General features: G+C 63.9%; 27 protein-coding genes. 10 read left to right on the forward strand and 17 right to left on the reverse strand.

Annotation, left to right across the window (positions count from 1 at the left end; translation table 11 throughout):
• Positions 1–70: 70 nt before the first annotated feature.
• The 5 genes from ykgO to ACQY6T_RS13675 all read right to left on the reverse strand — a co-directional run bounded on the left by ykgO (position 71) and on the right by ACQY6T_RS13675 (position 5197).
• On the reverse strand, positions 71–196 hold the full coding sequence (gene ykgO, locus ACQY6T_RS13655) for a type B 50S ribosomal protein L36 (protein WP_003046794.1): 126 nt from the start codon (positions 194–196) through the stop codon (positions 71–73).
• 244 nt (positions 197–440) lie between these two features.
• A complete protein-coding gene (gene rpoN / locus ACQY6T_RS13660) occupies positions 441–1910 on the reverse strand; it encodes an RNA polymerase factor sigma-54 (protein WP_428631528.1) in 1470 nt (489 codons plus the stop codon).
• A gap of 15 nt (positions 1911–1925) precedes the next feature.
• Complete coding sequence (gene lptB / locus ACQY6T_RS13665) at positions 1926–2738, reverse strand: LPS export ABC transporter ATP-binding protein (protein ID WP_428631530.1); 813 nt, start codon at positions 2736–2738, stop codon at positions 1926–1928.
• A 226-nt stretch (positions 2739–2964) separates the two neighbouring features.
• Positions 2965–4347: a phosphoglucomutase/phosphomannomutase PgmG gene (gene pgmG / locus ACQY6T_RS13670; RefSeq protein WP_428631532.1), complete on the reverse strand. Its 1383-nt coding sequence runs from the start codon at positions 4345–4347 to the stop codon at positions 2965–2967.
• A 28-nt stretch (positions 4348–4375) separates the two neighbouring features.
• Positions 4376–5197, reverse strand: coding sequence for a division plane positioning ATPase MipZ (locus tag ACQY6T_RS13675; protein ID WP_428631535.1), 822 nt, complete (start codon positions 5195–5197; stop codon positions 4376–4378).
• Positions 5198–5284: 87 nt separating this feature from the next.
• Here ACQY6T_RS13675 and panC point away from each other — a divergent pair, with 87 nt between their 5' ends.
• Entirely contained in the window at positions 5285–6124 is an 840-nt protein-coding gene (gene panC, locus ACQY6T_RS13680) for a pantoate--beta-alanine ligase (RefSeq protein ID WP_428631537.1), read from the forward strand.
• A gap of 140 nt (positions 6125–6264) precedes the next feature.
• Entirely contained in the window at positions 6265–6579 is a 315-nt protein-coding gene (locus ACQY6T_RS13685; protein ID WP_428631539.1) for a hypothetical protein, read from the forward strand.
• A 107-nt stretch (positions 6580–6686) separates the two neighbouring features.
• Here ACQY6T_RS13685 and ACQY6T_RS13690 read toward each other — a convergent pair whose 3' ends face one another.
• Genes ACQY6T_RS13690 through ACQY6T_RS13705 form a run of 4 tightly spaced genes read right to left on the reverse strand, consistent with a single transcriptional unit; the run spans position 6687 to position 9234 of the window.
• Positions 6687–7838, reverse strand: a complete 1152-nt coding sequence (locus ACQY6T_RS13690) for a GNAT family N-acetyltransferase (protein WP_428631541.1) — start codon at positions 7836–7838, stop codon at positions 6687–6689.
• 8 nt (positions 7839–7846) lie between these two features.
• Positions 7847–8311 carry a RidA family protein gene (locus ACQY6T_RS13695; protein WP_428631542.1) on the reverse strand — a complete coding sequence of 155 codons (465 nt, stop codon included), beginning with the start codon at positions 8309–8311 and terminating at the stop codon, positions 7847–7849.
• 12 nt (positions 8312–8323) lie between these two features.
• On the reverse strand, positions 8324–8965 hold the full coding sequence (locus ACQY6T_RS13700) for an HAD family hydrolase (RefSeq protein WP_428631544.1): 642 nt from the start codon (positions 8963–8965) through the stop codon (positions 8324–8326).
• Complete coding sequence (locus ACQY6T_RS13705; RefSeq protein ID WP_428631546.1) at positions 8962–9234, reverse strand: DUF3572 family protein; 273 nt, start codon at positions 9232–9234, stop codon at positions 8962–8964. Before ACQY6T_RS13705 ends, ACQY6T_RS13700 begins: the two co-directional genes overlap by 4 nt.
• Before the next feature lie 89 nt (positions 9235–9323).
• Here ACQY6T_RS13705 and ACQY6T_RS13710 point away from each other — a divergent pair, with 89 nt between their 5' ends.
• Complete coding sequence (locus tag ACQY6T_RS13710) at positions 9324–9686, forward strand: response regulator (protein WP_428631548.1); 363 nt, start codon at positions 9324–9326, stop codon at positions 9684–9686.
• A 187-nt stretch (positions 9687–9873) separates the two neighbouring features.
• Here the strand turns inward: ACQY6T_RS13710 and ACQY6T_RS13715 are convergent, their stop codons facing one another.
• Positions 9874–10026: a hypothetical protein gene (locus ACQY6T_RS13715; protein WP_428631549.1), complete on the reverse strand. Its 153-nt coding sequence runs from the start codon at positions 10024–10026 to the stop codon at positions 9874–9876.
• A gap of 145 nt (positions 10027–10171) precedes the next feature.
• Here ACQY6T_RS13715 and ACQY6T_RS13720 point away from each other — a divergent pair, with 145 nt between their 5' ends.
• Entirely contained in the window at positions 10172–10648 is a 477-nt protein-coding gene (locus ACQY6T_RS13720) for an Lrp/AsnC family transcriptional regulator (protein WP_428631552.1), read from the forward strand.
• A gap of 317 nt (positions 10649–10965) precedes the next feature.
• On the opposite strand, the gene rpmG is transcribed toward ACQY6T_RS13720, so the two are convergent.
• From rpmG to ACQY6T_RS13745, 5 genes are all read right to left on the reverse strand, one after another.
• On the reverse strand, positions 10966–11133 hold the full coding sequence (gene rpmG, locus ACQY6T_RS13725) for a 50S ribosomal protein L33 (protein WP_058818055.1): 168 nt from the start codon (positions 11131–11133) through the stop codon (positions 10966–10968).
• A 218-nt stretch (positions 11134–11351) separates the two neighbouring features.
• Complete coding sequence (locus ACQY6T_RS13730) at positions 11352–12104, reverse strand: energy transducer TonB (protein WP_428631554.1); 753 nt, start codon at positions 12102–12104, stop codon at positions 11352–11354.
• A gap of 155 nt (positions 12105–12259) precedes the next feature.
• On the reverse strand, positions 12260–13570 hold the full coding sequence (locus ACQY6T_RS13735) for a glutamate--tRNA ligase (protein WP_428631557.1): 1311 nt from the start codon (positions 13568–13570) through the stop codon (positions 12260–12262).
• A gap of 35 nt (positions 13571–13605) precedes the next feature.
• Positions 13606–15264, reverse strand: coding sequence for an NAD+ synthase (locus ACQY6T_RS13740; RefSeq protein ID WP_428631559.1), 1659 nt, complete (start codon positions 15262–15264; stop codon positions 13606–13608).
• Between the two features lie 33 nt (positions 15265–15297).
• Positions 15298–15789: a DUF2306 domain-containing protein gene (locus ACQY6T_RS13745; protein WP_428631562.1), complete on the reverse strand. Its 492-nt coding sequence runs from the start codon at positions 15787–15789 to the stop codon at positions 15298–15300.
• A gap of 148 nt (positions 15790–15937) precedes the next feature.
• On the opposite strand from ACQY6T_RS13745, the gene ACQY6T_RS13750 reads away from it, so the two are divergent.
• Positions 15938–16696, forward strand: a complete 759-nt coding sequence (locus tag ACQY6T_RS13750) for a LytTR family DNA-binding domain-containing protein (RefSeq protein ID WP_428631564.1) — start codon at positions 15938–15940, stop codon at positions 16694–16696.
• A gap of 73 nt (positions 16697–16769) precedes the next feature.
• Positions 16770–17705 (forward strand): ribose-phosphate pyrophosphokinase, encoded by a 936-nt coding sequence (locus ACQY6T_RS13755; protein WP_428631566.1) that lies wholly within the window; start codon positions 16770–16772, stop codon positions 17703–17705.
• Between the two features lie 5 nt (positions 17706–17710).
• Here ACQY6T_RS13755 and ACQY6T_RS13760 read toward each other — a convergent pair whose 3' ends face one another.
• The gene (locus tag ACQY6T_RS13760) at positions 17711–18259 is read right to left on the reverse strand and encodes a TetR/AcrR family transcriptional regulator (protein WP_428631567.1); all 549 of its coding nucleotides are present in this window, start codon (positions 18257–18259) and stop codon (positions 17711–17713) included.
• 110 nt (positions 18260–18369) lie between these two features.
• Between ACQY6T_RS13760 and hisN the strand changes: the two genes are divergently transcribed.
• Entirely contained in the window at positions 18370–19152 is a 783-nt protein-coding gene (gene hisN / locus ACQY6T_RS13765; protein WP_428631569.1) for a histidinol-phosphatase, read from the forward strand.
• A gap of 18 nt (positions 19153–19170) precedes the next feature.
• Here the strand turns inward: hisN and ACQY6T_RS13770 are convergent, their stop codons facing one another.
• Positions 19171–21381: an AsmA family protein gene (locus tag ACQY6T_RS13770; protein WP_428631570.1), complete on the reverse strand. Its 2211-nt coding sequence runs from the start codon at positions 21379–21381 to the stop codon at positions 19171–19173.
• 158 nt (positions 21382–21539) lie between these two features.
• On the opposite strand from ACQY6T_RS13770, the gene rpmI reads away from it, so the two are divergent.
• The 3 genes from rpmI to ACQY6T_RS13785 all read left to right on the forward strand — a co-directional run bounded on the left by rpmI (position 21540) and on the right by ACQY6T_RS13785 (position 23612).
• Entirely contained in the window at positions 21540–21743 is a 204-nt protein-coding gene (gene rpmI, locus ACQY6T_RS13775) for a 50S ribosomal protein L35 (RefSeq protein ID WP_106000796.1), read from the forward strand.
• A gap of 13 nt (positions 21744–21756) precedes the next feature.
• Positions 21757–22122: a 50S ribosomal protein L20 gene (gene rplT, locus ACQY6T_RS13780; protein WP_293701417.1), complete on the forward strand. Its 366-nt coding sequence runs from the start codon at positions 21757–21759 to the stop codon at positions 22120–22122.
• A gap of 587 nt (positions 22123–22709) precedes the next feature.
• A complete protein-coding gene (locus ACQY6T_RS13785; RefSeq protein ID WP_428631573.1) occupies positions 22710–23612 on the forward strand; it encodes a helix-turn-helix domain-containing protein in 903 nt (300 codons plus the stop codon).
• Positions 23613–23683: the final 71 nt, after the last annotated feature.

A 23683-nucleotide genomic window follows, 5' to 3' on the forward strand; every position in this document is an offset into this window, starting at 1 on the left:
CCGGAAGCATCCGACGGCGGTTCGCGGTCTGTCAAAAGCAAACGGGGCGAAAACACCCCGCGCAGGGGCATCAGCCCTGGCGCGCCTTGAAGCGGCGGTTGGTCTTGTTGATCACATAGGTACGGCCACGGCGGCGGATAACGCGGTTATCGCGGTGGCGGTCCTTCAGCGACTTCAGGCTGTTGCGAATCTTCATGATCTCTGTCCGTAAAACTTGGCGTGGTCACGCGAAGCGGCGCAACTATGGGGATGAGGGTCAAAAGTCAACCGTCCCCCGGCACAAAATCCCCATTTTTCCCGTTCACATCGAGCCCTTCGACTGCCTTGGCAGGCGCTCAGGATAAACTTCGGCCTTTGGCCGAAGTCGAGATGCCGATCAGCGCAGCGCCATCCCGATGGATATCTCGACTTCGCTCGACACGAAGGGGCCGGGAGTTCACCTATCCCGCCAGCGCCTTTTGACGGCGCCGCTGCACCGACGAGCCATAGCCCATCGCCTCGCGGTACTTCACCACGGTGCGCCGCGCGATGTCATGGCCCTCGGCTGACAGTTTCTGCGCGATCGTCTCGTCGGACAGGATCGCTTTGCCGTCCTCGGCCTCGATCATCGCCTTGATTCGGCTCTTGATCGATTCGGACGACACCGCGCCGTCGCCCTCGGTCGCCGAAATGCCGCTCGAGAAGAAATATTTGAGCTCGAACAATCCGCGCGGACAGCTGAGATATTTGTTGCTGGTGACGCGGCTGACGGTCGATTCGTGCATGCCGATTTCCTCGGCGACCTGCCGCAAGGTCAGCGGCCGCATATGCGCGACGCCGTGCAGGAAGAACCCTTCCTGCTGCTTGACGATCGCGCTCGCGACCTTGACGATCGTGCGCTGGCGCTGGTCCAGCGCGCGGACCAGCCAGTTCGCGCTGGCCAGCTGTTCGGACAGCCACGCCTTGCTCTTCGCCGCAGCGCCGGTGGCCAGTTCGGTATAATAGCGGCGGTTGACGAGCAGGCGCGGCAGGGTTCCGCTATTGATCTCGACCGCCCAGCCCTGAGCCGTCCGGCGGATGTACAGGTCGGGAACGACCGCCTGCGACGCATCGCCGCCGAATTTCAGCCCGGGCTTGGGATCATAATTGCGCAGTTCGCGAATCATGTCCGCAAGATCTTCGTCGTCGACCCCGCAGATGCGCTTCAATTGGGGAAAGGCACCTTTGGCCACCAGTTCGAGATGCGCGATCATTGTGGCCATCGCGGGGTCGTAGCGATCGGCCTCGCGCGCCTGGATAGCAATGCATTCGGCGAGGTCTCGTCCGCCGACCCCCGACGGGTCGAAGCACTGGACCCCCGCGAGGATGGTTTCGACAAGCGCGAGCGGCACCCCCAGCCGCTGCGCCAGTTCGGCCAGATCGGCGCGCAAATATCCGGTCTCGTCGATCAGCGCCACGATCTGTTCGGCGACCATCGCCTCCAGCCCGCTGAAGCGTTCGCCGACCTGTGCCAGCAGGTGGCCGTGGAGCGTTTCGTCCTCGCCCGCGAAGCTGTCGAAATCGATGCCTTCGCTGTCGCTGCCCGATACGCCGACGCTGTCGCTGGCGCTGTCGTGGTGAAAGCTGTCGGCGGTCAGATCGACATCGAGGTCGTTGGCGGTGCCGTTGTCCGACGAGAGCGCCTGATCGGCATCGAGCGACGCCGCCTCGGTCGCGGGCGCTTCGCCGCCCGGTTCTCCGTCCGCGTCACCCGCGCTGCCGTCGCTATCGCCGGCGGTCGCATCGAGCAGCGGGTTGCCCTCCAGCGCTTCGGCCAGATAGGCTTCGAGTTCGAGGTTCGACAGCGCGAGCAGCTTGATCGCTTGCTGCAGCTGCGGCGTCATCACCAGCGATTGCGACTGGCGGAGATCGAGGCGCGGACCCAACGCCATCAGCAGCTCATGTCGTCACAGGGAGAAGCCCTCGCCGAGGTAGAGGCGGCGGACCTCGGGGTCGGCGACGAGCTCTTCCGGCGAACCGGCCAGCAACACCTTGCCGTCATAAATGATGCACGCGCGGTCGACGAGGTCGAGCGTTTCGCGGACATTATGGTCGGTGATGAGAACGCCAATGCCGCGCGTTTTCAGGTCGGCGACCAAATCGCGGATGTCGCTGATCGAAAGCGGGTCGATGCCCGCGAACGGTTCGTCGAGCAGCATGATCGACGGATTGGCGGCGAGCGCGCGGGCGATTTCGGCGCGGCGGCGTTCGCCGCCTGACAGCGCCATCGCGGCGGCGTCACGCAGCCGGGTAAGGCCGAATTCGTCGAGCAGTTCTTCCAGTCGCCGTTCGCGCGACACTTTGTCGGGTTCGGCCAGTTCGAGCACCGCGCTGATATTCTGCGCCACTGTCATGCCGCGAAAGATCGAAGTTTCCTGCGGCAGATAACCAAGGCCCAGGATCGCGCGGCGGTACATCGGCAGCGCCGTAATGTCGGCGCCGTCGAGCATGATGCGCCCGGCATCGGGTTTTACCAGCCCCATGATCGAATAAAAACAGGTGGTCTTGCCCGCGCCGTTCGGGCCAAGCAGGCCGACGACCTCGCCCTTGCCGACCGACAGAGACACATCGGACAGCACGGTGCGTTTGTCATAGCTTTTGGCGATCGAAATGACCGCAAGGCCATTGCCCGCCGCCGCGTCTTCACGCGCGTGCGCCTGTTGTTCGGTAACGCCGTGATCGCTTTCGGAAAGCGTGCTCACCGTGGATTCGTCGGTCATAGGCTGGTCGGTTCCGTTCTACCCTCGTGCGGGCGTTACCCCAGCGACGCGGCGAAGGTCAATCTGGCAAGATTTTTGCATCCGATCTTCGCCCTCCCCTTTAGGGGAGGGCAGCGAGACTTGCGGACTTGTTCGTTAGTCGCAGCGGGTGGGGGCCATCGGCCTTGCGCCACGCCGCGAGCCCCCACCCCAACCCCTCCCCTGAAGGGGAGGGGCTTAAGATAGCCTAATGCCCCACCGGCTCGCCACGCACCATTCCCGACAGCGCGAGCTGTTCGTCGATCGCGGCGAGCAGCCGCGCCAGCGCCGCTTCGTCCTTCGCCTCGGCGCGCGCGACGAGCACGTCCTGGGTGTTCGAGGCGCGGAGCAGCCACCAGCCGTCGTCGGTCAGGACGCGGGCGCCATCGGTGCGGTCGACCTGCGCGCCCGCTGCGGTCAGCCGCGCCAGAACTTCGTCCACAATGGCGAATTTGCGCACCTCGTCGACCTGAAAGCGCAGCTCCGGCGTGTTGACCATCGGCGCCATATCGCCGCGCAATTCGGTGACACTCTGGCCGAGCTTCGTCGCCGCCTCGATCAACCGCACCGCAGCATAAGGCGCATCGTCATAGCCATAATAGCGGTCGGCAAAGAAGATATGGCCGCTCATCTCGCCGGCGAGCGGGCTGCCGGTTTCCTTCATCTTCGCCTTGATCAGGCTATGGCCGGTTTTCCACATCATGGGTGTCCCGCCCAGATCGGCGACCCGGTCGAACAGCGCCTGACTCGCCTTTACATCGGCGATGATCGTTGCGCCGGGCATGTCCTGCAGCAGCGCCGCGGCATAGATTTGCAGCAGCTGATCGCCCCAGATCACCCGGCCCTGTCCGTCGATCGCGCCGATCCGGTCGCCGTCTCCATCGAAAGCGACGCCGAAATCGAGGCTCTTCTCGGCGACCAGCTTGCGCAGGTCGGCCAGATTCTTTTCCTCGGTGGGATCGGGATGGTGGTTCGGAAAATGACCGTCAATGTCGGTAAACAGCAAATGATGCTCGCCCGGCAGGCGCGCGGTCAGCTTTTCGATGACGGTGCCGGCGGCACCGTTGCCAGCGTCCCAGCCGATCCGGAAAGCACCGCCGGCGAAACCCTCGACCAGCCGATCGACATAGGCGTCGACGATGTCGATGCTCTGCGACGTGCCTTTGCCCGCCTCCCAATCCCCGGCGGCGGCCATTTCGCCGATGCCCAAGATGTCGGCGCCGTAAAAGGGGCGCCCCTGCATTACAAATTTGAAACCATTATAGTCGGGGGGATTGTGGCTGCCGGTTATCTGGATGCCGCCGTCCACATCTTCGGTTGAGGCCGCATAATAGAGCATCGGCGTCGGTCCCAGCCCAACGTTCAGCGCGTCGATGCCGGCGGCATTGATGCCTTCGACTAGCGCCTCGCACAACATCGGCGACGAGAGGCGCCCGTCATAACCGACCGCGACGCGCTTGCCGCCTGCGCGCGCGACCAGCGTCGCGAAGCTGCGCCCGATGGCATAGGCATCTTTATCGGAGAGCGTGTCGTCCATGACGCCGCGAATGTCATATTCACGCAGCAGGGTCGGGTGGAAGCTATGGGTCATCTTTGGTCCTTGTAGGGATGGAAATTGCTCAGGCGGCGGCGAACATGTCGCCGTCGGGATGAAAACGTTCGCGCGCCGGAAGGTTCAAGCCGCCCATCGCCTCGCGCAGCTCCTGCCGCGCGACGACATGGCCGATGCCCATGCCGCCAAGATGCGCCTTGTCGAGCAGGGTGAGCCCGGCTGGGAACAACTCGCGATAGATGACGCGCTCGCCAAGCCCCGGGATGACGCGGAAACCGACGCGTCGCGACAGCTGGCTCAGCGCTTCGCCGACCCGGCGCATATTGTGCGCATCGACGTGCTGAAGGCGGTTGCGCAGGATGATCCAGTCGATCGTCCGCCCGTCAGTCTTGGCGCGCGCCTTGCGCGTGTCCCAGATCAGTTCGGAATAAAAGCTCGGGCGGGTGACCTGAAACGTCTCGGGATCGACCTGCCCGATCAGGTCGAAATCGATGAAGCTGTCGTTGATCGGGGTGACGAGGGTGTCGGCCGTCATCGCCAGATGGCGCGCAAAGACATCGTCGCGGCCGGGGGTGTCGGCGACGAAATAATCGCAGTCGGCGGTCATCCGCGCGACCTGTGCGTCAAGCTCCTCGACCGTGGTTCCTTCGAACACTTCGAAGTGCGGTATCGGCAGCTCGATATCGCGGCGCTTGGCCGTGCCGACGCGATTTTCCAGATAGCGGTGAAATGTGCGCTGGCGCGGGTCGAGGTCGAGCCCTGCGACACGCCAGCCCTGGCTGGCGAGCGCGACCGCGAAATGCACCGCGCAGGTCGATTTTCCGGTCCCGCCCTTTTCATTGGCAAAGATGATGCGGTGCGGGGCGGGCTTCGTCGCGTTAGTCGTCATGAGCCGTTGCGATTTTCCTGTTGGCGCGGCATGGGCGGCCAGCGCGCGAAGTGATAGAGTCGCGCCAATATCGGAGGGCGACCGGGCGTGCAAATCATCCGTGACATTGCGATGCTGCACCGTGCCGTTACGGCACTGAAGCAGGGGGGCAAGAGCGTCGCCCTAGTGCCGACGATGGGCGCGCTGCACGACGGCCATCTCTCGCTCGTCCGCATGGGGCGGCGCGTTGCCGACCAAGTGATCGTGTCGATCTTCGTCAATCCGACCCAGTTCGGCCCGAACGAGGATTTCGCCGCTTATCCGCGCGACGAGGCGCGCGACGCCGCGCTGCTCGCCAGCGAAGGCGTCGGCCTGCTGTGGGCACCCAATGTCGCGACCGTCTATCCGCCGGGACACAGCACCCATATCGAGGTCGCCGAACTCGGCGCCGATTATTGCGGCGCTGCGCGCCCCGGCCATTTCGACGGCGTCGCGACCATCGTCGCCAAATTGTTCAACCAAGTGCAGCCCGATGTCGCGATTTTTGGCGAAAAGGACTGGCAACAGCTGGCGATCATCCGCCGCATGGCGCGCGATCTGGATTTCGGGCTCGATATTTTGGGGGCGCCGATCGCACGCGACCATGACGGTCTCGCGCTGTCATCGCGCAACGCCTATCTCTCGGCTGGACAACGCAGCGCGGCCACCGCCTTCCCCGACGCGCTGAAGGCGGCCGTTGCCGCGCTGGCGAACGGCGGCGACATGTACGAAACGCTCGCAAAAGCCGAAGCCGCGATCCTTGCCGGCGGGTTCGACAGCGTCGATTATATCGCCCTCGCCAACCCCGACACCCTCGGACGGCTGGACGCCTTTCGCGCCCCCGCGCGGCTTTTGGCGGCCGCTCGAATCGGAAAAACCCGGCTGATCGACAATTATTCGGTCGGTTGATTGATCCGCAGAATGGCTGAATTCGGCGGTTTCGGCGCAATATCCACAAGAAAATCGGATCGTCGTTAACGTTTTGTTGACCACGAACGGCAAGGGTGGACCTCGAAGCTTCCTGTGGGGGGAAGCGACAGGGGGTTTTTATGGCCAACAGTCTGAAGTCTGCGCAATATCTGATCGAAAGCCGGTTGCTCGACGCCGCCCGCGGCGACGCCGGTGCCTATTTCGACCTCGGCATCGCTTTTTCGACCGGCACCGGCGGGGTCGATGTCGACCTGATCCAGGCGCATAAATGGTTCAATCTGGCTGCGCTTGGCGGCAACAAGGAAGGCCAGCAATGCCGCGCCGACCTGTCCGACGAAATGAGCCGCGACGAAATCGCCGAAGCGCAGCGTCAGGCGCGCGCCTGGCTCGACGAAACCGCGCGCCGTCCGGCCGCCCGCCGTTTCGCGGCCTGATCCTTCCAAACTCTATTTCCTCGTCATGCCGGACTTGATCCGGCATCCATCCAACGGGCGAGGCTTGGACCCCGGATCAAGTCCGGGGTGACGAAAATGGCAGAGGCTTAGCCTTTGCGCCTGAACGGCGTGTGCCCCTCCAGCCACTCCATTTCGATTTCTTCCGCGTGCCGTTCCTGGTCGAGATAGTCGGCAACGGCGCGGCGGAATCCGGGATCGGCGATGAAATGCGCCGACCAGGTCGCAACGGGACCATAGCCTCGCGCGAGCTTGTGGCCGCCCTGTGCGCCCGCCTCGACGCGCGCCAGACCGCGCGCGATCGCGATGTCGATCGCGCGGTAATAGCATAATTCGAAATGCAGATAGGGGATGTCGATCTGGCAGCCCCAGTAGCGGCCATAGAGCGTATCCGCACCCAGGAAATGCAGCGCGCCCGCGACCGGACAGTCTTCGCCGTCATAAGCGATCAGCAATATGACCCGCTCCGCCATGCACTCGCCCATCAGGTCGAACGCGTCGCGGGTCAGATATGGCTGGCCCCATTTTCGGGCGCCGGTGTCTTGATAGAATAGCCACATCGCGTCCCAATGTTCGGGCTGGATCGCGTCGCCGGTCAGTTCCTCTATCCGCAGCCCGTCGACCGCCCGCGCGCGCTCCTTGCGCAGCTGTTTGCGTTTCGCCGAGGTCAGAGTTGCCAGAAAATCGTCGAAGCTGCCATAGCCTGTGTTGGCAAAATGGAACTGAATATCGCGCCGGACAAGCCAGCCGGCGTCTTCGAACATCGGCATCTGATTGGGCGCGACAAAGGTCGCATGCGCCGACGACAGGCTATTCTGCCGCACCACCGCCTCCGCGGCGCGGATCAGCAAGCTTTCGTCGTCGGCGCTGTTCGCCAGCAAGCGCGGCCCCGGCACCGGGGTGAACGGCGCCGCAATCTGCAGCTTGGGGTAATAATCCCCGCCGGCGCGCGCCCACGCATCGGCCCACCCCTGATCGAACACATATTCGCCTTGGCTGTGCGATTTGAGGTAGGCTGGCGCGGCGGCGAGCAAGGCGCCCGCTTCATCCTCGACCAGTAAGGGCGCGGGCTGCCAGCCGGTGCCGGGTCCGACGCTCCCCGATTCCTCCAGCAGCGACAGAAAGGCATGGCCGACAAACGGGTTGGCGCCGTCGTGCAGCGCATCCCACGCCGCCGAATCGATTGCGGCCACACCCGTGCCGAGCGAAATCGTCCGTGCGGGTGGGTCGGCTTCGGCCATGGCAGTCTTTAGGCGATCTTCACCGCGACGATCGCGTCGGCCTCGACCGCCGCGCCCAGCGGCAGCACGGCGACCCCCACCGCCGCACGCGCATGGCGACCGGCTTCGCCGAACAAGGTTTCAAACAGCTCCGACGCGCCATTGGCGACCTTGGCCTGATCGGTAAAGCTGGGGGCGCTGTTGACGAACACGCCGAGTTTGACGACGCGATCGAGACGCGACCAGTCGCCACCCAGCGCTTGACCGATCTGTGCCACCAGCATCAATGCGACGCGCTGCGCGGCATCCTGACCGCCCGCTACATCCATGTCGTCGCCCAAGCGGCCGGTGACCACCTGACCGTCGCGGAAGGGCAGCTGGCCGCTGACATACAGCATCCCGCGATGTTCGACGACGGGGACATAGGCCGCCACCGGCGCGGCAGCCTTTGGCAGTTCGAGGCCGAGTTCGGCCAGTTTTGCGGTAATATCCATGATGTTTCCTTCTTACGCCGTTTGGGGGGCAGGGGCGGGAATGTTTTCGGTGAGGCGCGCCAGGATCCAGTCCTGCGCTGCCGTCCAGTCGTCGATCCGTGCATGGGCGTGTTTCGATGGCGCGATCTTGCCCGCGATTGCGGGTTCGCCAACCAGATGCAGCCGCCAAACATCGGGCGCTTCCTGCGCGACAGAATGATGATGCCCGGCAAGGTCGTCGATGAACACCGCGACCGACGGCCGATATTGCTCGATCAACCGGCGCACCGGCTCGCCCTTGCCGCCGCGGCTGCCGATCACCGGGGCATGAAAATCATGCAGCGCGAGCTGGTCGATCCGGCGCTGCTGATGCTCGGGGCCGACGTTGGTCAGCACGACGATATCGGCTTGCTGCGCGATCGCGGCCATCGCCGCAAGCGCGCCAGGGATCGGATATTGGCGCGTCATTTCGGTGGTGAAGAAACCGTCGAGCAACGGCCAGACCTCGGCTGCCTCCAGCGGGGTCCCGCATTCCTTCCGCTTCAGCGCCCCGGCGAAGCTGGCATCCTCGATACGGAACAATACCCCATGTTCGGCATCGACCCATTCTGCAAAGGGCACGACCATATGCATCAGCACCTCGTCGCAGTCGGTGATCACAAGCGGGCGGTTCATGCCTCGCTCCGTTCGTCATCGCCGAGTCGCCGCGCGGCGGCAACCAGCTCCTCCGGCCGCACCGCCAGCGTATCGGCACAGGTAACAAGGTCGGGCTCATGGGCGGCGAGAAAGGACAGGATTGCTGCGAGGGTCGCCGGTTCGCCCAGCGCTTTGCGCAGCGAATCGGGGCCGAGCCCGGTCATCGCCAGCAGTCGCTCGGCGCGCGGATCGTCGCTCAATATCCAGCCAAGCGCGTGAAGCGCCAGGGCTGCGTCATCGTCGTGCAAGGCAGTTTTCCCTTCCAAGGGAGGCAATTGTGTCATGCCGCCGATTCGCCTAAACGGACCGCGGACGCAAGGTGGGGAAGCGAATAATCATGGGCAAGACCATATTGGTCGTCGAGGATAATGAGCTGAACCTGCGCCTGTTCTGCGACCTGCTTAATGCGCATGGTTATACCGCGCATCCGGTCCGAGACGGGCGCGACGCGCTGGCCCGGGCGCGCGAAGTATCGCCCGACCTGATCATCATGGACATCCAGTTGCCGCATGTCAGCGGGCTGGAACTGATCGGCCAGATGAAAACCGACCTGACCTTGCGCGCGGTGCCGATCATGGCGGTGACCGCCTATGCCGGCAAAGGCGACGAGGAACAGATCAAGGCAGCGGGCGCCGAAGCTTACGTGTCGAAGCCGATTTCGGTGATAAAGTTCATCGAGAGCGTGGGGGCGTTTGCCTGACGCCACGCCGTAGCGTGACGACATGTGCTATCGATCGGAAGCAGATCGTTCCGTCATCGTCATCCCGGACTTGATCCGGGATGACAAAGCTGGTCGAACGACCGTCCGCTTCCGCCCCACGGCCAAGATTGGCAGGCGCGCGAAAAAGGGCGGCACCGTCGGCCGACCTTTACACGTGGTTCTAAACTCAGGCGTTACAGCGTCCATCGTCGTCGGTGCGTCGCGCGGTGCGCTGTCCGCTCCAGGGCGCCGCGTAACGGATCGCCACCATCGCGGCGGACGCTTCGATCACGGCGGTCCACAGGCGATGGAGCCGGTTCGTTTCGGTGTTGTAGGTCATGGTTCGTCTCCTGCATCCGGCGCCGCAAGAGAGGGAGAGGGGCGGCCCGGACACCCCATTTCTAATCCGGCCGCGATGGCAATTGGCGCTAAAATTGACCGTGCAGGCGACTAATTTTCGCGTTATTAGGCCAATCATGCGAAAAATGAGCGATCTCGATAGTTTTGACCGGCGGCTACTAGAGCTGGTGCGGCACAATAATCTCGAACCCGCGCGGGTACTGGCGGACAAGGTCGGCCTGTCGCTGTCGGCGGTGCTGCGCCGCCTGCGGCGGCTGCGCGACGAAAAGGTGATCGTCGCCGACATCGCGGTGGTCAATCCGGCGCTCACCGGATCGGCGCTGACGATGCATGTGCTGGTCCAGATGCAACAGGCGGGGCCGCAGACGATGGACAATTTCGCGCGCGACATCGTGCGCCATCCCGAAATTACCGCCGCGTGGGACGTCACCGGCGACGATGATTTCCTGCTGAAGGTTCAGGTCGGCACGATGGAGGAATATGACGCCTTCGTCCGCCGCGCGCTGGGCGAGGACAAGGGTGTCCATTCGTTCACGACGCTGATCGCGATCCGCAACATCATCGAGAACGAAGCCGCGCGGCGGCCGCTGCGGGGCGTGTAGGGCGAGCGGTTTGGGTTGACGGAGCGGATGCCGGCTAACGACCGAACGCCGATACCATTTATCTCGTCACCCTGAACTTGTTTCAGGGTCCATGGCCTGCCGTTTCCTTTGGCGCAGCGCTCCGTTAGCGTTCAGGCCATGGATGCTGAAAAAAAGTTCAGCATGATATGGTTTGAACGGCCGCTCACCACCCCAAAGCAGACATCGGCCGGACGCGAAAAAGGGCGGCACAATGGCCGCCCTTCTGGATCGATCCCGGCTTTCACCGCAACGACGCATTTCCAGACCCGCGCGCTTTCAGCGCCCGGGGAAAGGCATCACTTGATCTTCGATTCCTTGAACTCGACATGCTTGCGCACGCGCGGGTCATATTTGCGCACAGACATTTTTTCAGTCATCGTGCGCGGGTTCTTTTTCGTCACATAGAAAAAGCCCGTGTCGGCGGTGCTCACCAGCTTGATCTTGACGGTCGTCGGCTTGGCCATGGCCCTGTTCCTCGAAATATTGGCGCATTGTCCGCCGGGCGGGCGATGCGGCGGGACCTTGCGCCCCGACGGTTCGTGATGAAAAAATATGAGGGCCGCGCACGAGGCGCTGCCCCCAATATCCGCGCGCCTCTGACCGGATTCGGCCCTTCTGTCAAGCCAAACGAGCGGGCGGGCGACACAAAACCGCCCGCCCGGGAGGGGTATCGTCCGGTTTTCTAGGCGTTCTTGATCTCGAACCGGACCGTCATCACCTTCCAGCTTTCTTCCGGCACCCCGCCACGCGTCGCAGGCTTGAAACGCCATTTGGCGAGCGCGCGGCGCTTCGTTTCTTCAAAGAATCCCGGGCTGTCGGTGCTGACCAGTTCGACCGCCTTCACCCGTCCGTCGGTGCCGATCAGCACACGGACCTTCGCAGCCCCCTCGACCCCGCCGCGCTGCTCGCGCGCCGGATAGTCGGGCTGGAAGCCCCCCGCATAACGCGGGTCAAGGTCGGCGAACACCAGCTTTGGCGGCGCGGGCGGCTCGGCGGCCTTCACCGGCGGTCCCGGATCCTGGGGATAGGGTTCGGGAATGGAGGGACCGGGCGTCACCCGGTCGTCGCTCAGCGGCGGCGTCTCCACAATCGGCTTCACCGCATCGGTCGCCGAGGCCGTTTTCGGCGTCGGCTTGACGTCCTTCGCCTTTTCCGGTGGCGGCGGCTTGGGCTTGTCGAGTTCGATCAATACCCCTCCCATCGGCTCGCTCTTTGGCAGCGTCTCCATGATCATCGGCGATAGCGCAACAGCGACAACCAGCGCGGCGGGCAACCCCACCGCGAACAGCGCAGCGACCGGGTGGCGGCTGCCCTCGCTGCCATAAGCGTTGCGGGGTGAAAATGTCGCCGCTCCGGCGGGTGATGCGGCCGCGGCATGGGCTACGGTCGCTTCTGGCGCAGTCAAAATCGCCGAAATTAACGGTATCAGGGTCATGGCATCTCTCCTTGCCGAAATGACCGGGCCCGCCGTGTTTTGACCACCGCTGTCGGCCAAGTCTAATTGAGAGATAGTATAACATAACTATATTTGTCAAGTGGATCGATAGGCAAGAGAGAAGCCGCCGCGACGGCGCGGGGACATTCCGGAACTTAAACGGCCGACAGTCGCGCGACCGCCTGGTCCTTGGCGATCAACGGCAGCATTTCGGCCATGTCAGGACCATGATCACGGCCGGTGAGTGCGCGGCGCAGCGGCAGGAACAGCGTGCGCCCCTTTGCCCCAGTGGCCTCTTTCACCGCACCGGTCAGTGCATGCCAGGGGTCGGCGTCCCAATTGATACCCGGCGCGGCGGCGGCGGCGGCGGCCAGCACCGCCCGGTCGGCTTCCTCGATCGGCGGCGGCAGCAACGGCCCGTCGAACACCGACACCCAGTCGGCGGCCTCGGCCACCGTCATCAGATTCGGGCGAATCGCATTCCAGCGCGCCTCGGTGATCGCGGCGGGCAGGCGGTCCGCGACTGCAGCATGATCGGTGTGATGCAAAATTTTTTGGTTGAGCAGCGCCAGTTCGGCTTCATCGAAGCGCGCGGGGGCGCGGCCGAAGTGGGCGAAATCGATGCCCTCGATCAGCGGCGCGAGCGAGGTTACCGGCTCGACCGGATCGCTCGTCCCCAGCCGGGCGAGCAGCGCGGCGAGCGCAATCGGTTCGATCCCCGCGTCGCGCAGGCCGTCCATGCCGAGCGACCCAAGCCGCTTCGACAATTTGCCCTCGGTTCCAACCAGCAGCGCCTCGTGCGCAAAAGCCGGCGGTTTAGCGCCGAGCGCCGCAAACATCTGAATCTGCGTCGCGGTGTTCGATACATGATCCTCGCCGCGGACGACATGGGTGATGCCCATCGCGATATCGTCGATTACGCTCGGCAACAGATAAAGCCAACTGCTGTCGGCGCGCCGCACGACCGGATCAGACATCGTTTTTGGCTCGAAACTCTGATCACCGCGAACCATATCGGCCCATTCGATCGGCGTTTCATGATCGAGACGAAAGCGCCAGTGCGGCGCAACGCCCTCAGGCGCCCGCGCATCGGCCGGCTTGCGCTCGTAAACCGGCGGCAACCCGCGCGACAGCAGGATCTTGCGGCGGATATCGAGCTCTTCGGGTGTTTCGTAACAAGCGTAAACGCGTCCCGCCGCCTTCAGCTTTGCAAACTCGCCCTCATACAGCGCAAAGCGCGCCGACTGCCGCTCCTCGCCGTCGATGTCGAAACCCAGCCACGCCAGGTCAGCGCGAATCGCATCGACATACTCCGCCTTAGACCGCGCCAGATCGGTGTCGTCGATGCGCAGCAGAAAGCGTCCGCCATGTTTGCGCGCCCACAGCCAGTTATGCAGCGCGGTGCGGACATTGCCGACATGCAGGATGCCGGTCGGCGAAGGAGCGAAACGGGTTACGACGGTCATGACGCGCGTATAATCGTTTTCGCCGCCAAGGCGAGTCAGGCGGTGCGAAACCCGTGCGTGATCGGATAGCGGCGGTCGCGGCCGAAATTGCGCGTCGAAAGCTTGACCCCCGGCGGCGCCTGGCGGCGTTTATATTCGGCGAGCATCAGCAGCCGTTCGATCCGCGCCACCGCATCGCGATCGAAGCCATATTTCGCCACGACATCGTCGACGCTCGCCTCCTCCTCGACCAGCATATGCAGCATGCGGTCGAGATCGGCATAGGGCGGCAGGCTGTCCTCATCCTTCTGGTCGGGGCGCAGCTCGGCGCTCGGCGGCTTGGTGATGATGGTATCGGGCATCACCGGGGTGACCGGATTGCGCGACAGGCGCGGGACGTTTTCGTTGCGCCATTTCGCGACCGCGAAAACAGTCATTTTATAGGCGTCCTTCAACGGATTATAGCCGCCTGCCATGTCGCCATAGATCGTCGCATAACCGACGCTCATCTCGCTCTTGTTGCCGGTGGTCAGCAGCATCGGGCCGAACTTGTTCGACAGCGCCATCAAGGTGACGCCGCGGATGCGCGACTGGACATTTTCCTCGGTGGTATCGACGTCGGCATCGGCAAAGCTGCCCGCCAGCATGGCGTCGAACGCCTCGACCGCGGGGACGATTGATATCGTGTCGAGCTTGCACCCGATCATCGCCGCGCAACCAGCGGCATCGTCCAGGCTTGCCTGGCCCGTAAAGCGGCTGGGCATCATCACGCACCACACTTTGTCGGGGCCGAGTGCGTCAGCGGCGATCGCGGCGCAGATCGCCGAATCGATCCCGCCCGACAGGCCGAGCACAACTCCGGAGAAGCGGTTGCGTTCGACATAATCGCGCAGGCTGACGATCATCGCGCTGTAAATGTCGGCCGGATGCGCCTCCCATTCGACGATTGCGCCCGCGTCGCATGTCCAGCCGTCCAAGCCTTTCGTCCAGCGCGTCATCCGCTCTTCGGACTCCCAGTCGGTCAGGCGATGCGCCGCCGCGCCATTGGCGTTCAGGACGAACGAGCAGCCATCGAACACCAGCTCGTCCTGTCCGCCGATACGGTTGAGGAAGATCACCGGCAGACCGGTTTCGGCAACGCGGCTCGCAAACACCTGGCTCAGCCGCCGGTCGTCCTTGTCGATTTCATAGGGGCTGCCGTTGACCGAGATGAGCAGTTCGGCGCCCTGTGCGGCCAGATGCTGACACACTTTGGGCAGCCACCCATCCTCGCAAATCGGCAGGCCCAGCTTGATCCCGCGCCATTCGACGACATCGGGCAACGGGCCGGGGGCAAACACGCGTTTCTCGTCGAAGGTGCCGTAATTGGGCAATTCATGCTTGCGCCGCGTCGCGATGATCCGGCCGCCATCGAGCAATGCGACGATATTATAGAGACTATCTCCTTCCCACTTGACCGATCCTACCAGCATCGCCGGGCCGCCATCGGCGGTTTCGGTGGCCAGTTCAGCGAGCATAGCGGCGGCACGCGCCGCAAGCGCGGGTTTCAACACCAGATCCTCGGGCGGGTAACCGATCAGTTGCAGCTCGGGGTAGAGTATGAGGTCGGCATCTTTATGCCTCGCCCGAACGTCGCGCATTGCTTTGGCGTTGGCAGGAAGGTCGCCGACGACCTGCGTCATCTGGGCAAGAATGATGGTGAGCTGCTGGGTCATGTCCCAGCGTTTAAGACCATCAGCCCCAAGCATTCAACCGAAGAGAAGCGCCCACAGCGTCCGGCCGGGTGCCATCGCAAAGATACCCGCCGCGATCAGCCCGAAAAACACCCCGCGCATCGTTTTGCGATGCCGGTCGATCTGGCTGCTTTTGGCAAACCAGATCGCGCGTGGCAGCTGCACCAGCGTCAGCACCGAGAACAGGTGGATGGGACCAATGCCGCCAGTGATCGTGCGAATCCAGAAACTGTCAATCGCCGTGACGATCATCAGCAGCGCCCACACCCGGCCGCCGACACGGTGCGCCGTATCGCCCTTTGGCGCGCGCCAGAGCAACCACGCGCCAAGCGGCAGTGCGGGGATGACCGTCGCCAGGTGCAACTGAATTGCCCACGCCGGGGTGCGATAATCAGCGCCGCCGCCAAAGCCGCGCATCAACACGGCAAGCGCGGTCACCCCCATGATGATGAGGACGGTCAGGCCGATCCGGCGGATCGGGTCGGTGCGGACAGCGATGGTCGTCATGGCATGGATCCCTGTGGTTGGTGTCGATGCCCTGTTCGTGCCGTACCGCCGTTCGCGGGCAATCATATCTTCGCCAGACCGGCCGATTCCTTCGCAAATCTGCCGCTCTGCCCGTTGACGCTTCGTGAAATGGCACCCACAAGCGGGCATGATGGCAAAGCGGCTGACGATCGAACTGCTGGTGATGGTCGCGATCGGGCTGCTGATCGGGCTGCTCGGTCCGTTCGGCACGTTCGAGGCGCCGCCGGCCGCGCGGATGGTGAGCTGGGTCGTCTGGCTGCTCGCTGGCTATATCTTTTTTCGGCCAACTGGCATCGTGGCGAACTGGCTGTGCGAGGCGACGGGCCTGCCGCGCTTCGCCGGAACCCTTCTGGCGTTGATCGTAGCCAGCGTACCGGTTACCCTCGTCATCACCATGATGGCGATGCACAAAAGCTTTGCCGACGCGCTGCGCTGGCCGGGCTTCTGGACGATGTACCTCTATATCTGGATCGTCTCGGCCGTTGTTGCGACGGCCATGACGGCTATTTTTCGGCGGGTCGAGGCGCCACAGCCCGCGCCCGGGGCCCCGTCCGAAGCCGCGCCGGCGCTCTCCGAACCAGCAGCCCCGACGCTTCCGCTACCGCCCGGATTCGGTGCCGTTCGCGCGTTGAAAGGCGAGGATCATTATGTCCGCGTCATCGGCGATGGCCGTGAGGAATTGATCCTGATGCGGATGCGCGACGCGATCGAACGGCTGGAAAACAGCGACGGCCTGCGCGTTCACCGCAGCTGGTGGATCGCCCATGACGCCGTTGCATCGGTCCGCCGCGATGGCCGCGCCGCGGTCGTCACGCTGACAACGGGTCACGAAGCGCCGGTGTCGCGTGACATGATGCCGCAATTGCGCACGGTTGGATGGCTTTAACCCCTTCCCCTATTGGCCGTCGCTGGCTAAGGGGCGCGCAATCCTATTCCGCCGCGAAAGGGCCGCGCACCCCATGAAACTGATCTCCGGCAACAGCAACCTTCCCCTCGCCCGCGCCATCGCGGACTACCTGGAACTGCCGCTGACCGATACCAGTGTGCGCCGCTTTGCCGATGAGGAAGTCTTCGTCGAGATCCACGAAAATGTCCGTGGCCAGGATGTCTTCATCGTTCAGCCGACGAACTTTCCCGCCAACGACAATCTGATGGAGTTGCTGATCATCACCGATGCGCTCCGCCGCGCCTCGGCCAAGCGGATCACCGCCGTCGTTCCTTATTTCGGCTATGCCCGCCAGGATCGCAAACCCGGCCCGCGCACGCCGATCTCGGCCAAGCTCGTCGCAAATCTGATCACCACGTCGGGCGCCGACCGTGTCCTCGCGATCGATCTGCACGCCGGACAGATCCAGGGTTTCTTCGATATCCCGACCGACAATCTCTATGCCGCCCCGGTGATGAGCGCCGACATTCAGGCGCGCTTTTCCGGCAAGAATCTGATGGTTGTGTCGCCCGACGTGGGCGGCGTGGTGCGCGCCCGCGCGCTGGCCAAGCGGCTCGACAACGCCCCGCTGGCGATCGTCGACAAGCGCCGTGAACGCGCCGGCGAATCCGAAGTGATGAACATCATCGGCGATGTGAAGGGGCGCTTCTGCATCCTGATCGACGACATCGTCGATTCGGCGGGGACATTGTGCAACGCCGCGGCCGCCCTGAAATCAGCAGGGGCCGAGGGCGTCGTCGCTTATTGCACCCACGGCGTGTTGTCGGGCGGCGCGGTCGCGCGCGTCGAGGCGAGCGAACTCACCGAACTGGTGATCACCGATTCGATCCAGCCCACCGACGCCGTCAACGACAGCACGAAAGTCCGTGCTCTGACGGTCGCCCCGCTGCTCGGCGAGGCGATCAAGCGGATCGCCGACGAATCGAGCGTTTCCTCGCTCTTCGACTGATTGCCTCAGCGCGCGAGCATCGCGGTGATGATCAGCTCAATTTCGCGGCGAAAGCTCGCGTGATCGGGCGCCGCGTGAACCAGACCTTTGGCCGTCCAGCACAGCGCCTGTGCCATGCTGCCCGCGCGTGCGACAGCGGTGCCGGGTCCGCCGCGCCGGATCGCGTTGGCCATCGCGGCGACAAGCTTGCGCTCGGCCAAGCGTACGGCGTCGCTCGGTTCGGGCGCCGCCATCGAAACGATCTCTATGCCGTGAGGTGATGCGCGGAGCATCGCCATATGCTGCCCTCCCCAGGCATCGAGCGCCGCCAGCAGGCGTGCCACGAGCGCAGCGGCGGGGTTGTCCAGACTGCGCAGCGCTTGAGCCAGTGACCGGTCGGTCAGCGCAGCCATAGCCCAATCGATCAGCGCATCCTTCGATCCGAAGCGATTATAGAGCGCTTGACGTGACACCCCGGTCGCCAGCGCCAGATCGTTCATAGACGCTTTGCGAAATCCATGGCGCGCCAAAACGGTCAGAATAGAATCGGCAGATATACGATCAGACATCGGCATATTTTACAAAATATACGAATAATGTAAAATGTGTATAACGCGGATATTTCGCACCAAGTTCGGCACGCTCGGACTGGCGGTGACGCGATCGCTGCGCTAGCGCAAAGCGCATGACCATTGCCTCCGACCTCGCGCTCGCCAACCGTCTCGCCGATGCAGCGGGCGCTTCCATCCGACCGCTGTTCCGTGCCGCCTTTGGCCATGAAAGCAAAGCCGATGCCTCGCCGGTCACCGACGCCGACCGCGCCGCCGAGGCCGCGATGCGGCGGCTGCTCGACGCCGAGGCGCCGCGCGATGGTATCATCGGCGAAGAATATGGCGCCGAACGCCCCGATGCGACGCGCCAATGGGTGCTCGACCCGATCGACGGCACCGTCAGTTTCATGGCCGGACGCCCGATTTTTGGCACCCTGATCGCGCTATTGCAGGACGGCTGGCCGATCCTTGGGATCATCGACCAGCCGATCGCAGGCGAACGCTGGGTCGGCGCGCTGGGGCAGCCCACCTTGTTCAACGGCAGGCCCGCGCGCACCCGCACCTGCCGCGCCCTCGCCGATGCGACCCTCGCCACCACCGGGCCGCAATATTTCGGCGATCATGACGCCGAGCACTTCATGGCGCTCGCCGCGCAGACCGCACACAAGCGCCTGATCTTTGGCGGCGACTGTTACAACTATGGCCTGCTCGCCAGCGGCCATATCGACCTGGTGGTCGAGGCGGGGCTGAAGCTGCATGATTTCGCGGCGCTGGTGCCCATCGTCGAAGGCGCAGGCGGGACGATGTGCGATTGGAACGGCGATCCGCTCAGCATCGACAGCGCGGGCCATGTCATCGCACTGGGCGATCCGGCGCGGCTCGAGGATGTGATCGAAGGCCTCGCCTGCGCCCATTAACCGCGCGGGCGAAATGCCTTAAAAGATCCCCAGGAATTTCTTGCGCTGCTTGCCGCTCTCGTCCTTCGACTGCTTGCCATCTTCCGACTTTGCCGTCGTCCCCCGACCGACATCGTCGCGCACTTCGCCCTTCGTCGTGCGCTGTGAACTGGCGCGCGCGCCAGCGAGGATCGGACCGCATTGCGCCGATTTCGCATCGCCCGGATCGACGAAGGGGATGATCGCCACAACTGGCGTCGCGACAATGGCCAGCCCCAGCCCGGCCCCCGCGCGGCCCATCAGCTGGTCGCTGATCGGGTCGATGCGCGGCGCCGCAAAATAACCGCCGACACTGACCGGCGACTGCCCCGAAAACAGGCTGAACTTCTTGCCGTCGGCGCGCACCGCCAAATCGAGCGCCTCGGTACGGAAGGAAAAGCCGCCGCGCCCGACCATCACATTCTTTTGCGTATCAATCAGGATCGGATCGGCAGCGCCGACGCCGTTGCGAACGGTGAAAGCGATCACGCCGCAATTGATCTCGACCGGCTTCTTCAATTTATCCTCGAACAATTTTTGCACGAAGGTGCCGACATCAAGCTCAGCAAGCTGGATGTTGCGCGTCCAGAAACTGCCCCGCGGCAACACGAACGCCATGCGGCCGTTCGAACTGGCGAGCGACTGGCGCAGGCTGTCGCCATGGCCGACCATCTGGATCCGGCCGCTGACGGTCCCGGTCGTCCCCGATTCGGCCACCCCGAACCTCGCCAGCAACGTCCCAAGCCGCGTCGGCGAGAGGCGAATGTCATAGGCAGTGCGCACGACCGCGGGGCGCGAATCGATCGAAATGTCGCTCGCGACCTTGCCTCCCGCGAGCAGGAAGGTCAGCGGCTTCATTTCCATCAACCCGCCCTTGAGCGACAGCGTCAGGTCGACATTGCTGACCGGGAAGCTCTCGGCGCGTACTTGCGCAACCTTGTAACGCAGATCGGCATCGAACGCCTTGAGCGAGTCCGCGCGCAGCGGAGAATCGGGCAGGACGCGCGGGCGACCGCCAACGGTCTTGATCACGCCATCGGTGCCCATCCGGTCAAGCCGATCGACTTCGTAACCGATGAATGGGCCCGCATCGATGATGTTAAGCGACCGAGTGGTGAGGTCGGCGTTCAGATAGACGCGCCCCTTGGGCATGCTGACCGCGAAGGTTCCCGCCAGGTCGCTGTCGCCGAAGACGCCCTTCAGGCTAGTGAATTTCCAGACCGTGCCGTCATAGCCAAGCTTCGACGTCGCGCGGTAGCGGCGGGTGTCGGGGATCGCGACGCCCAGAAAATCGAACAATCGCGACAGGTTCGCACCGCGCGCGGTCAGCGCGAGGTCGGCGCCGACGAGTTCGGTCGGGCCGGGCAGCGTGCCAACCACGTCCACCGTATTGCCCAGCCCGATCGCGCGCATCGTCAGGCGATTCTTGCCGCCCGCGACGGTCTGGTTCGGCGACGACAACCGCCCGGTCAGCGTGAACGGCTGCGCGCGCATCGTCCCCCGCCCGTTGAATCCGATCGCCTCGTCGATCCGGCTGCCGGTCGAACGCACCGTATCGATGTCGATGTCGGCGAACAGGCGCAGCCGCGGGTCGCGATAGGTCAGCCCGCTCTTGGTGATCGCGGCGCGCTCGATCGTCGGCAGGTTCAGCGGTTGGGGCGGACGATCGGGATCGCCGAAGGTCCAGCTGTTGTGCCGATTCTGCGCATCCCATTCGAGCGCCACCTGCGCCTGATCGATGTCGGCAAAGGTCATCACGCGTTTGCCGAAGATCAGCGGCATCGTGGCCAGCCGAGTGTCGACCCGGCGCGCGGTAAAGAACTGTTTCGCCTGCGCCCATTCAGGATTGGCGATACGGACATCTTCGGCGAGGAATTTGACGTTGAACGGTGCAAAATAGAGCTGGAAGTCGCCGCCGATCGCGACCTGTCGTTCGAGCTGCGACGAGGCGACGCTTTCGAACGTTCCTTTCAGAAAGCGTCCCTTGGTGATGAACAACACCAGCCAGATCGTCGCCAGCAGCAGCAGGATGATCGCAGCCGTGCGTGCCGCAATCCGCACCGCGCGCGGGCGCTTTTCCAGCCAGCGCGGAGTCCAGATGCGGCGCGCGACGGTCGACGGGACGGTGGACCAGCGCGAATACGGCGATCCACCGTCAGGCTCGACAGTCGCGGCGGGCGGATGGCCCATCTGTCCGGTGGGCAGGTTCATGCGCTGTGAACGGCTGCCACCACCCTTGGTTCCGCTGGCCCGGCCCGGTAGGCTTGCATTTGCGGGCGAATCCCCCTAAGCGCCCCGCTTCCGATTGTGTCGGCTGGCTGAAAGGGCTGCCAGGCCGATACGCAAACGGACTTCCAAAGGAGACCAAAATGCCCAAGTTGAAGACCAAGAGCGGTGTGAAGAAACGCTTCAAATTCACCGCCTCGGGCAAAGTGAAGCACGGCGTTGCCGGCAAGCGTCACCGCCTGATTTCGCACAATTCCAAATATATCCGCACCAACCGCGGCACCAGCGTGCTGAGCGATTCGGATGTGGCCCATGTGCGCCTCTGGGCGCCCTACGGCCTGAAGTAAGGAGCGCTAAGGCATGTCACGCATCAAACGCGGCGTCACCACGCGCGCCAAGCACAAACGCGTATTGGAACAGGCGAAGGGCTATTATGGCCGTCGCAAGAACACCATTCGCGTCGCCAAGCAGGCGGTCGAAAAGGCTGGCCAATACGCCTATCGCGACCGCAAGGTTAAGAAGCGCAATTTCCGCGGTCTGTGGATCCAGCGCATCAACGCCGCGGTTCGCGCCGAAGGCCTGACCTATTCGCAGTTCATGCACGGCGTAAAGCTGGCCGGGATCGATCTCGACCGGAAAATCATGGCCGACCTGGCGATGAACGAAGCGACGGTGTTCACGACGATCATCGCGCAGGCGAAAGCGGCGCTGCCCAAGGCAGCCTGACGTTTTTCAGCGAGGCGACAAGAAACAAGGGCGGTCCTAAGGGGCCGCCCTTTTTCGTTGGCGCTTGCGGTTTGGAATGGCGGCTAACGACCAATTGCTGACCTATATTGTCGTCATCCCGGACTTGATCCGGGATCCATCCGCCCTCTCAGTATAGGCGGTGCAAGGCCGCATGGACCCCGGATCAAGTCCGGGGTGACCAAGATATGAGGGCAGCTCCCCACTCAAAAGCGGCGCCCTGCCCGCACCTCAAACGAAGAAGCGGCGCGAAGCTTTCGCTCCGCGCCGCCTCGACAATGGTTCCAGTGGAAACCATCGCCCCCCCGCCCGTTCCGAAAAGCCGTGGGTCGCAGAAAGCTGCCGGCCGGGTGAAGTTCGAATAATCAGTCGCGCGGTACGATCCGGTGCCAAATCCCCATCGTTCGGCACGGACGCCGCCAGCGACCGATATTGGTCCTTACGCTCGCCCCCCCCCGAGCCAGCGACGCAACTATGGCGCAGCACCGACGTAGAAAATTGTACAAACCCGACATGGAATGCCGTCAAAATGTTGTTTTTCGTCGTTAATGCCCGTTAGAGGGAGATCGATGCCCGAACGCAGCGCGCCCGAACCTGAACCGTCCGACGTCCGAATCGCCACGCGCTTTTTCGCGGTGTCGTCGGCGCTGCGTCCCTATCTCAGCACCATCTATCTGACTGAAGTGTCGGTGCCGACCGGCACCCGCGTCGACGATTATCTGCACCCCGAATGGGCCAATCTGCGTTTTATCGAAGGCGATCCGCCGCTCGCGTCGTTGGGCGGCGCGCCAGCAGTCCTCACTCCGGCCTTCATCGCTACTGGCGCGACCAGTACCGCGAGCTATTTTGCCGCGGGCAACATGCGGGCCTGGGGTATCGGAATACTACCGATGGGCTGGGCGAAATTCATCCCGCTGCCCGCCGACGAGCTGGCCGACCGGTCTTGCGACGGCGCCGTGCACCCCGCCTTTGCGCCTTTTGCGCCGCTCGGTGCGGCATTGCGCGGGGCGAATGATGTCGACGCTGCCGCGGCGATGATCGACGCCCATTTCTGCGCCATGCTCGATCGGGCACCGCCCGACGATCCCGCGATTCTGGCGGCGCACCGCGCGCTGGTCGATGACGATCTTGCGACCGTCGCCGACCTGTCTGCCAAGCTGGGGCTATCCGAACGCTCGGTCGAGCGGCTTAGCCACCGCGCCTTCGGCTTTTCGCCCAAGCTGTTGTTGCGGCGTCAGCGCTTCCTGCGCTCGCTCGCGCGCTTCATGCTCGACCCATCGATGGCGTGGATCGACACGATGGATCATCATTATTACGATCAGGCGCAGTTCACCCGCGACTTTGCCAAATTCATGGGGATGAGCCCGCGCGAATATGCCGGGCGGCCCAAGCCGATCCTCGGCGCCGCCGCCAAAGCCCGCGCCGCCGCGGCGGGCGCTGCGGTGCAGGGACTGCACAAGCCCGGGGCTTGACCCGCCAAGGGCTTGACCCATGCATTGCCTTCGGTGCAAGCGGCGGCGCGGGCGAAGCGCGGCCGCTGCAG

The sequence above is a fragment of the Sphingopyxis sp. genome, from assembly GCF_965279725.1.
Lineage (GTDB): Bacteria > Pseudomonadota > Alphaproteobacteria > Sphingomonadales > Sphingomonadaceae > Sphingopyxis.

What these genes read in the sequence shown, in the direction of transcription:
- ykgO (WP_003046794.1), bottom strand. Translation starts at nt 196, where the DNA reads ATGAAGATTCGCAACAGCCTGAAGTCGCTGAAGGACCGCCACCGCGAT.
- rpoN (WP_428631528.1), bottom strand. Translation starts at nt 1,910, where the DNA reads ATGGCGTTGGGTCCGCGCCTCGATCTCCGCCAGTCGCAATCGCTGGTG.
- lptB (WP_428631530.1), bottom strand. Translation starts at nt 2,738, where the DNA reads ATGACCGACGAATCCACGGTGAGCACGCTTTCCGAAAGCGATCACGGC.
- pgmG (WP_428631532.1), bottom strand. Translation starts at nt 4,347, where the DNA reads ATGACCCATAGCTTCCACCCGACCCTGCTGCGTGAATATGACATTCGC.
- ACQY6T_RS13675 (WP_428631535.1), bottom strand. Translation starts at nt 5,197, where the DNA reads ATGACGACTAACGCGACGAAGCCCGCCCCGCACCGCATCATCTTTGCC.
- ACQY6T_RS13685 (WP_428631539.1), top strand. Translation starts at nt 6,265, where the DNA reads ATGGCCAACAGTCTGAAGTCTGCGCAATATCTGATCGAAAGCCGGTTG.
- ACQY6T_RS13690 (WP_428631541.1), bottom strand. Translation starts at nt 7,838, where the DNA reads ATGGCCGAAGCCGACCCACCCGCACGGACGATTTCGCTCGGCACGGGT.
- ACQY6T_RS13695 (WP_428631542.1), bottom strand. Translation starts at nt 8,311, where the DNA reads ATGGATATTACCGCAAAACTGGCCGAACTCGGCCTCGAACTGCCAAAG.
- ACQY6T_RS13700 (WP_428631544.1), bottom strand. Translation starts at nt 8,965, where the DNA reads ATGAACCGCCCGCTTGTGATCACCGACTGCGACGAGGTGCTGATGCAT.
- ACQY6T_RS13710 (WP_428631548.1), top strand. Translation starts at nt 9,324, where the DNA reads ATGGGCAAGACCATATTGGTCGTCGAGGATAATGAGCTGAACCTGCGC.
- ACQY6T_RS13715 (WP_428631549.1), bottom strand. Translation starts at nt 10,026, where the DNA reads ATGACCTACAACACCGAAACGAACCGGCTCCATCGCCTGTGGACCGCC.
- ACQY6T_RS13720 (WP_428631552.1), top strand. Translation starts at nt 10,172, where the DNA reads ATGAGCGATCTCGATAGTTTTGACCGGCGGCTACTAGAGCTGGTGCGG.
- rpmG (WP_058818055.1), bottom strand. Translation starts at nt 11,133, where the DNA reads ATGGCCAAGCCGACGACCGTCAAGATCAAGCTGGTGAGCACCGCCGAC.
- ACQY6T_RS13730 (WP_428631554.1), bottom strand. Translation starts at nt 12,104, where the DNA reads ATGACCCTGATACCGTTAATTTCGGCGATTTTGACTGCGCCAGAAGCG.
- ACQY6T_RS13735 (WP_428631557.1), bottom strand. Translation starts at nt 13,570, where the DNA reads ATGACCGTCGTAACCCGTTTCGCTCCTTCGCCGACCGGCATCCTGCAT.
- ACQY6T_RS13740 (WP_428631559.1), bottom strand. Translation starts at nt 15,264, where the DNA reads ATGACCCAGCAGCTCACCATCATTCTTGCCCAGATGACGCAGGTCGTC.
- ACQY6T_RS13745 (WP_428631562.1), bottom strand. Translation starts at nt 15,789, where the DNA reads ATGACGACCATCGCTGTCCGCACCGACCCGATCCGCCGGATCGGCCTG.
- ACQY6T_RS13750 (WP_428631564.1), top strand. Translation starts at nt 15,938, where the DNA reads ATGATGGCAAAGCGGCTGACGATCGAACTGCTGGTGATGGTCGCGATC.
- ACQY6T_RS13755 (WP_428631566.1), top strand. Translation starts at nt 16,770, where the DNA reads ATGAAACTGATCTCCGGCAACAGCAACCTTCCCCTCGCCCGCGCCATC.
- ACQY6T_RS13760 (WP_428631567.1), bottom strand. Translation starts at nt 18,259, where the DNA reads ATGCCGATGTCTGATCGTATATCTGCCGATTCTATTCTGACCGTTTTG.
- hisN (WP_428631569.1), top strand. Translation starts at nt 18,370, where the DNA reads ATGACCATTGCCTCCGACCTCGCGCTCGCCAACCGTCTCGCCGATGCA.
- ACQY6T_RS13770 (WP_428631570.1), bottom strand. Translation starts at nt 21,381, where the DNA reads ATGAACCTGCCCACCGGACAGATGGGCCATCCGCCCGCCGCGACTGTC.
- rpmI (WP_106000796.1), top strand. Translation starts at nt 21,540, where the DNA reads ATGCCCAAGTTGAAGACCAAGAGCGGTGTGAAGAAACGCTTCAAATTC.
- rplT (WP_293701417.1), top strand. Translation starts at nt 21,757, where the DNA reads ATGTCACGCATCAAACGCGGCGTCACCACGCGCGCCAAGCACAAACGC.
- ACQY6T_RS13785 (WP_428631573.1), top strand. Translation starts at nt 22,710, where the DNA reads ATGCCCGAACGCAGCGCGCCCGAACCTGAACCGTCCGACGTCCGAATC.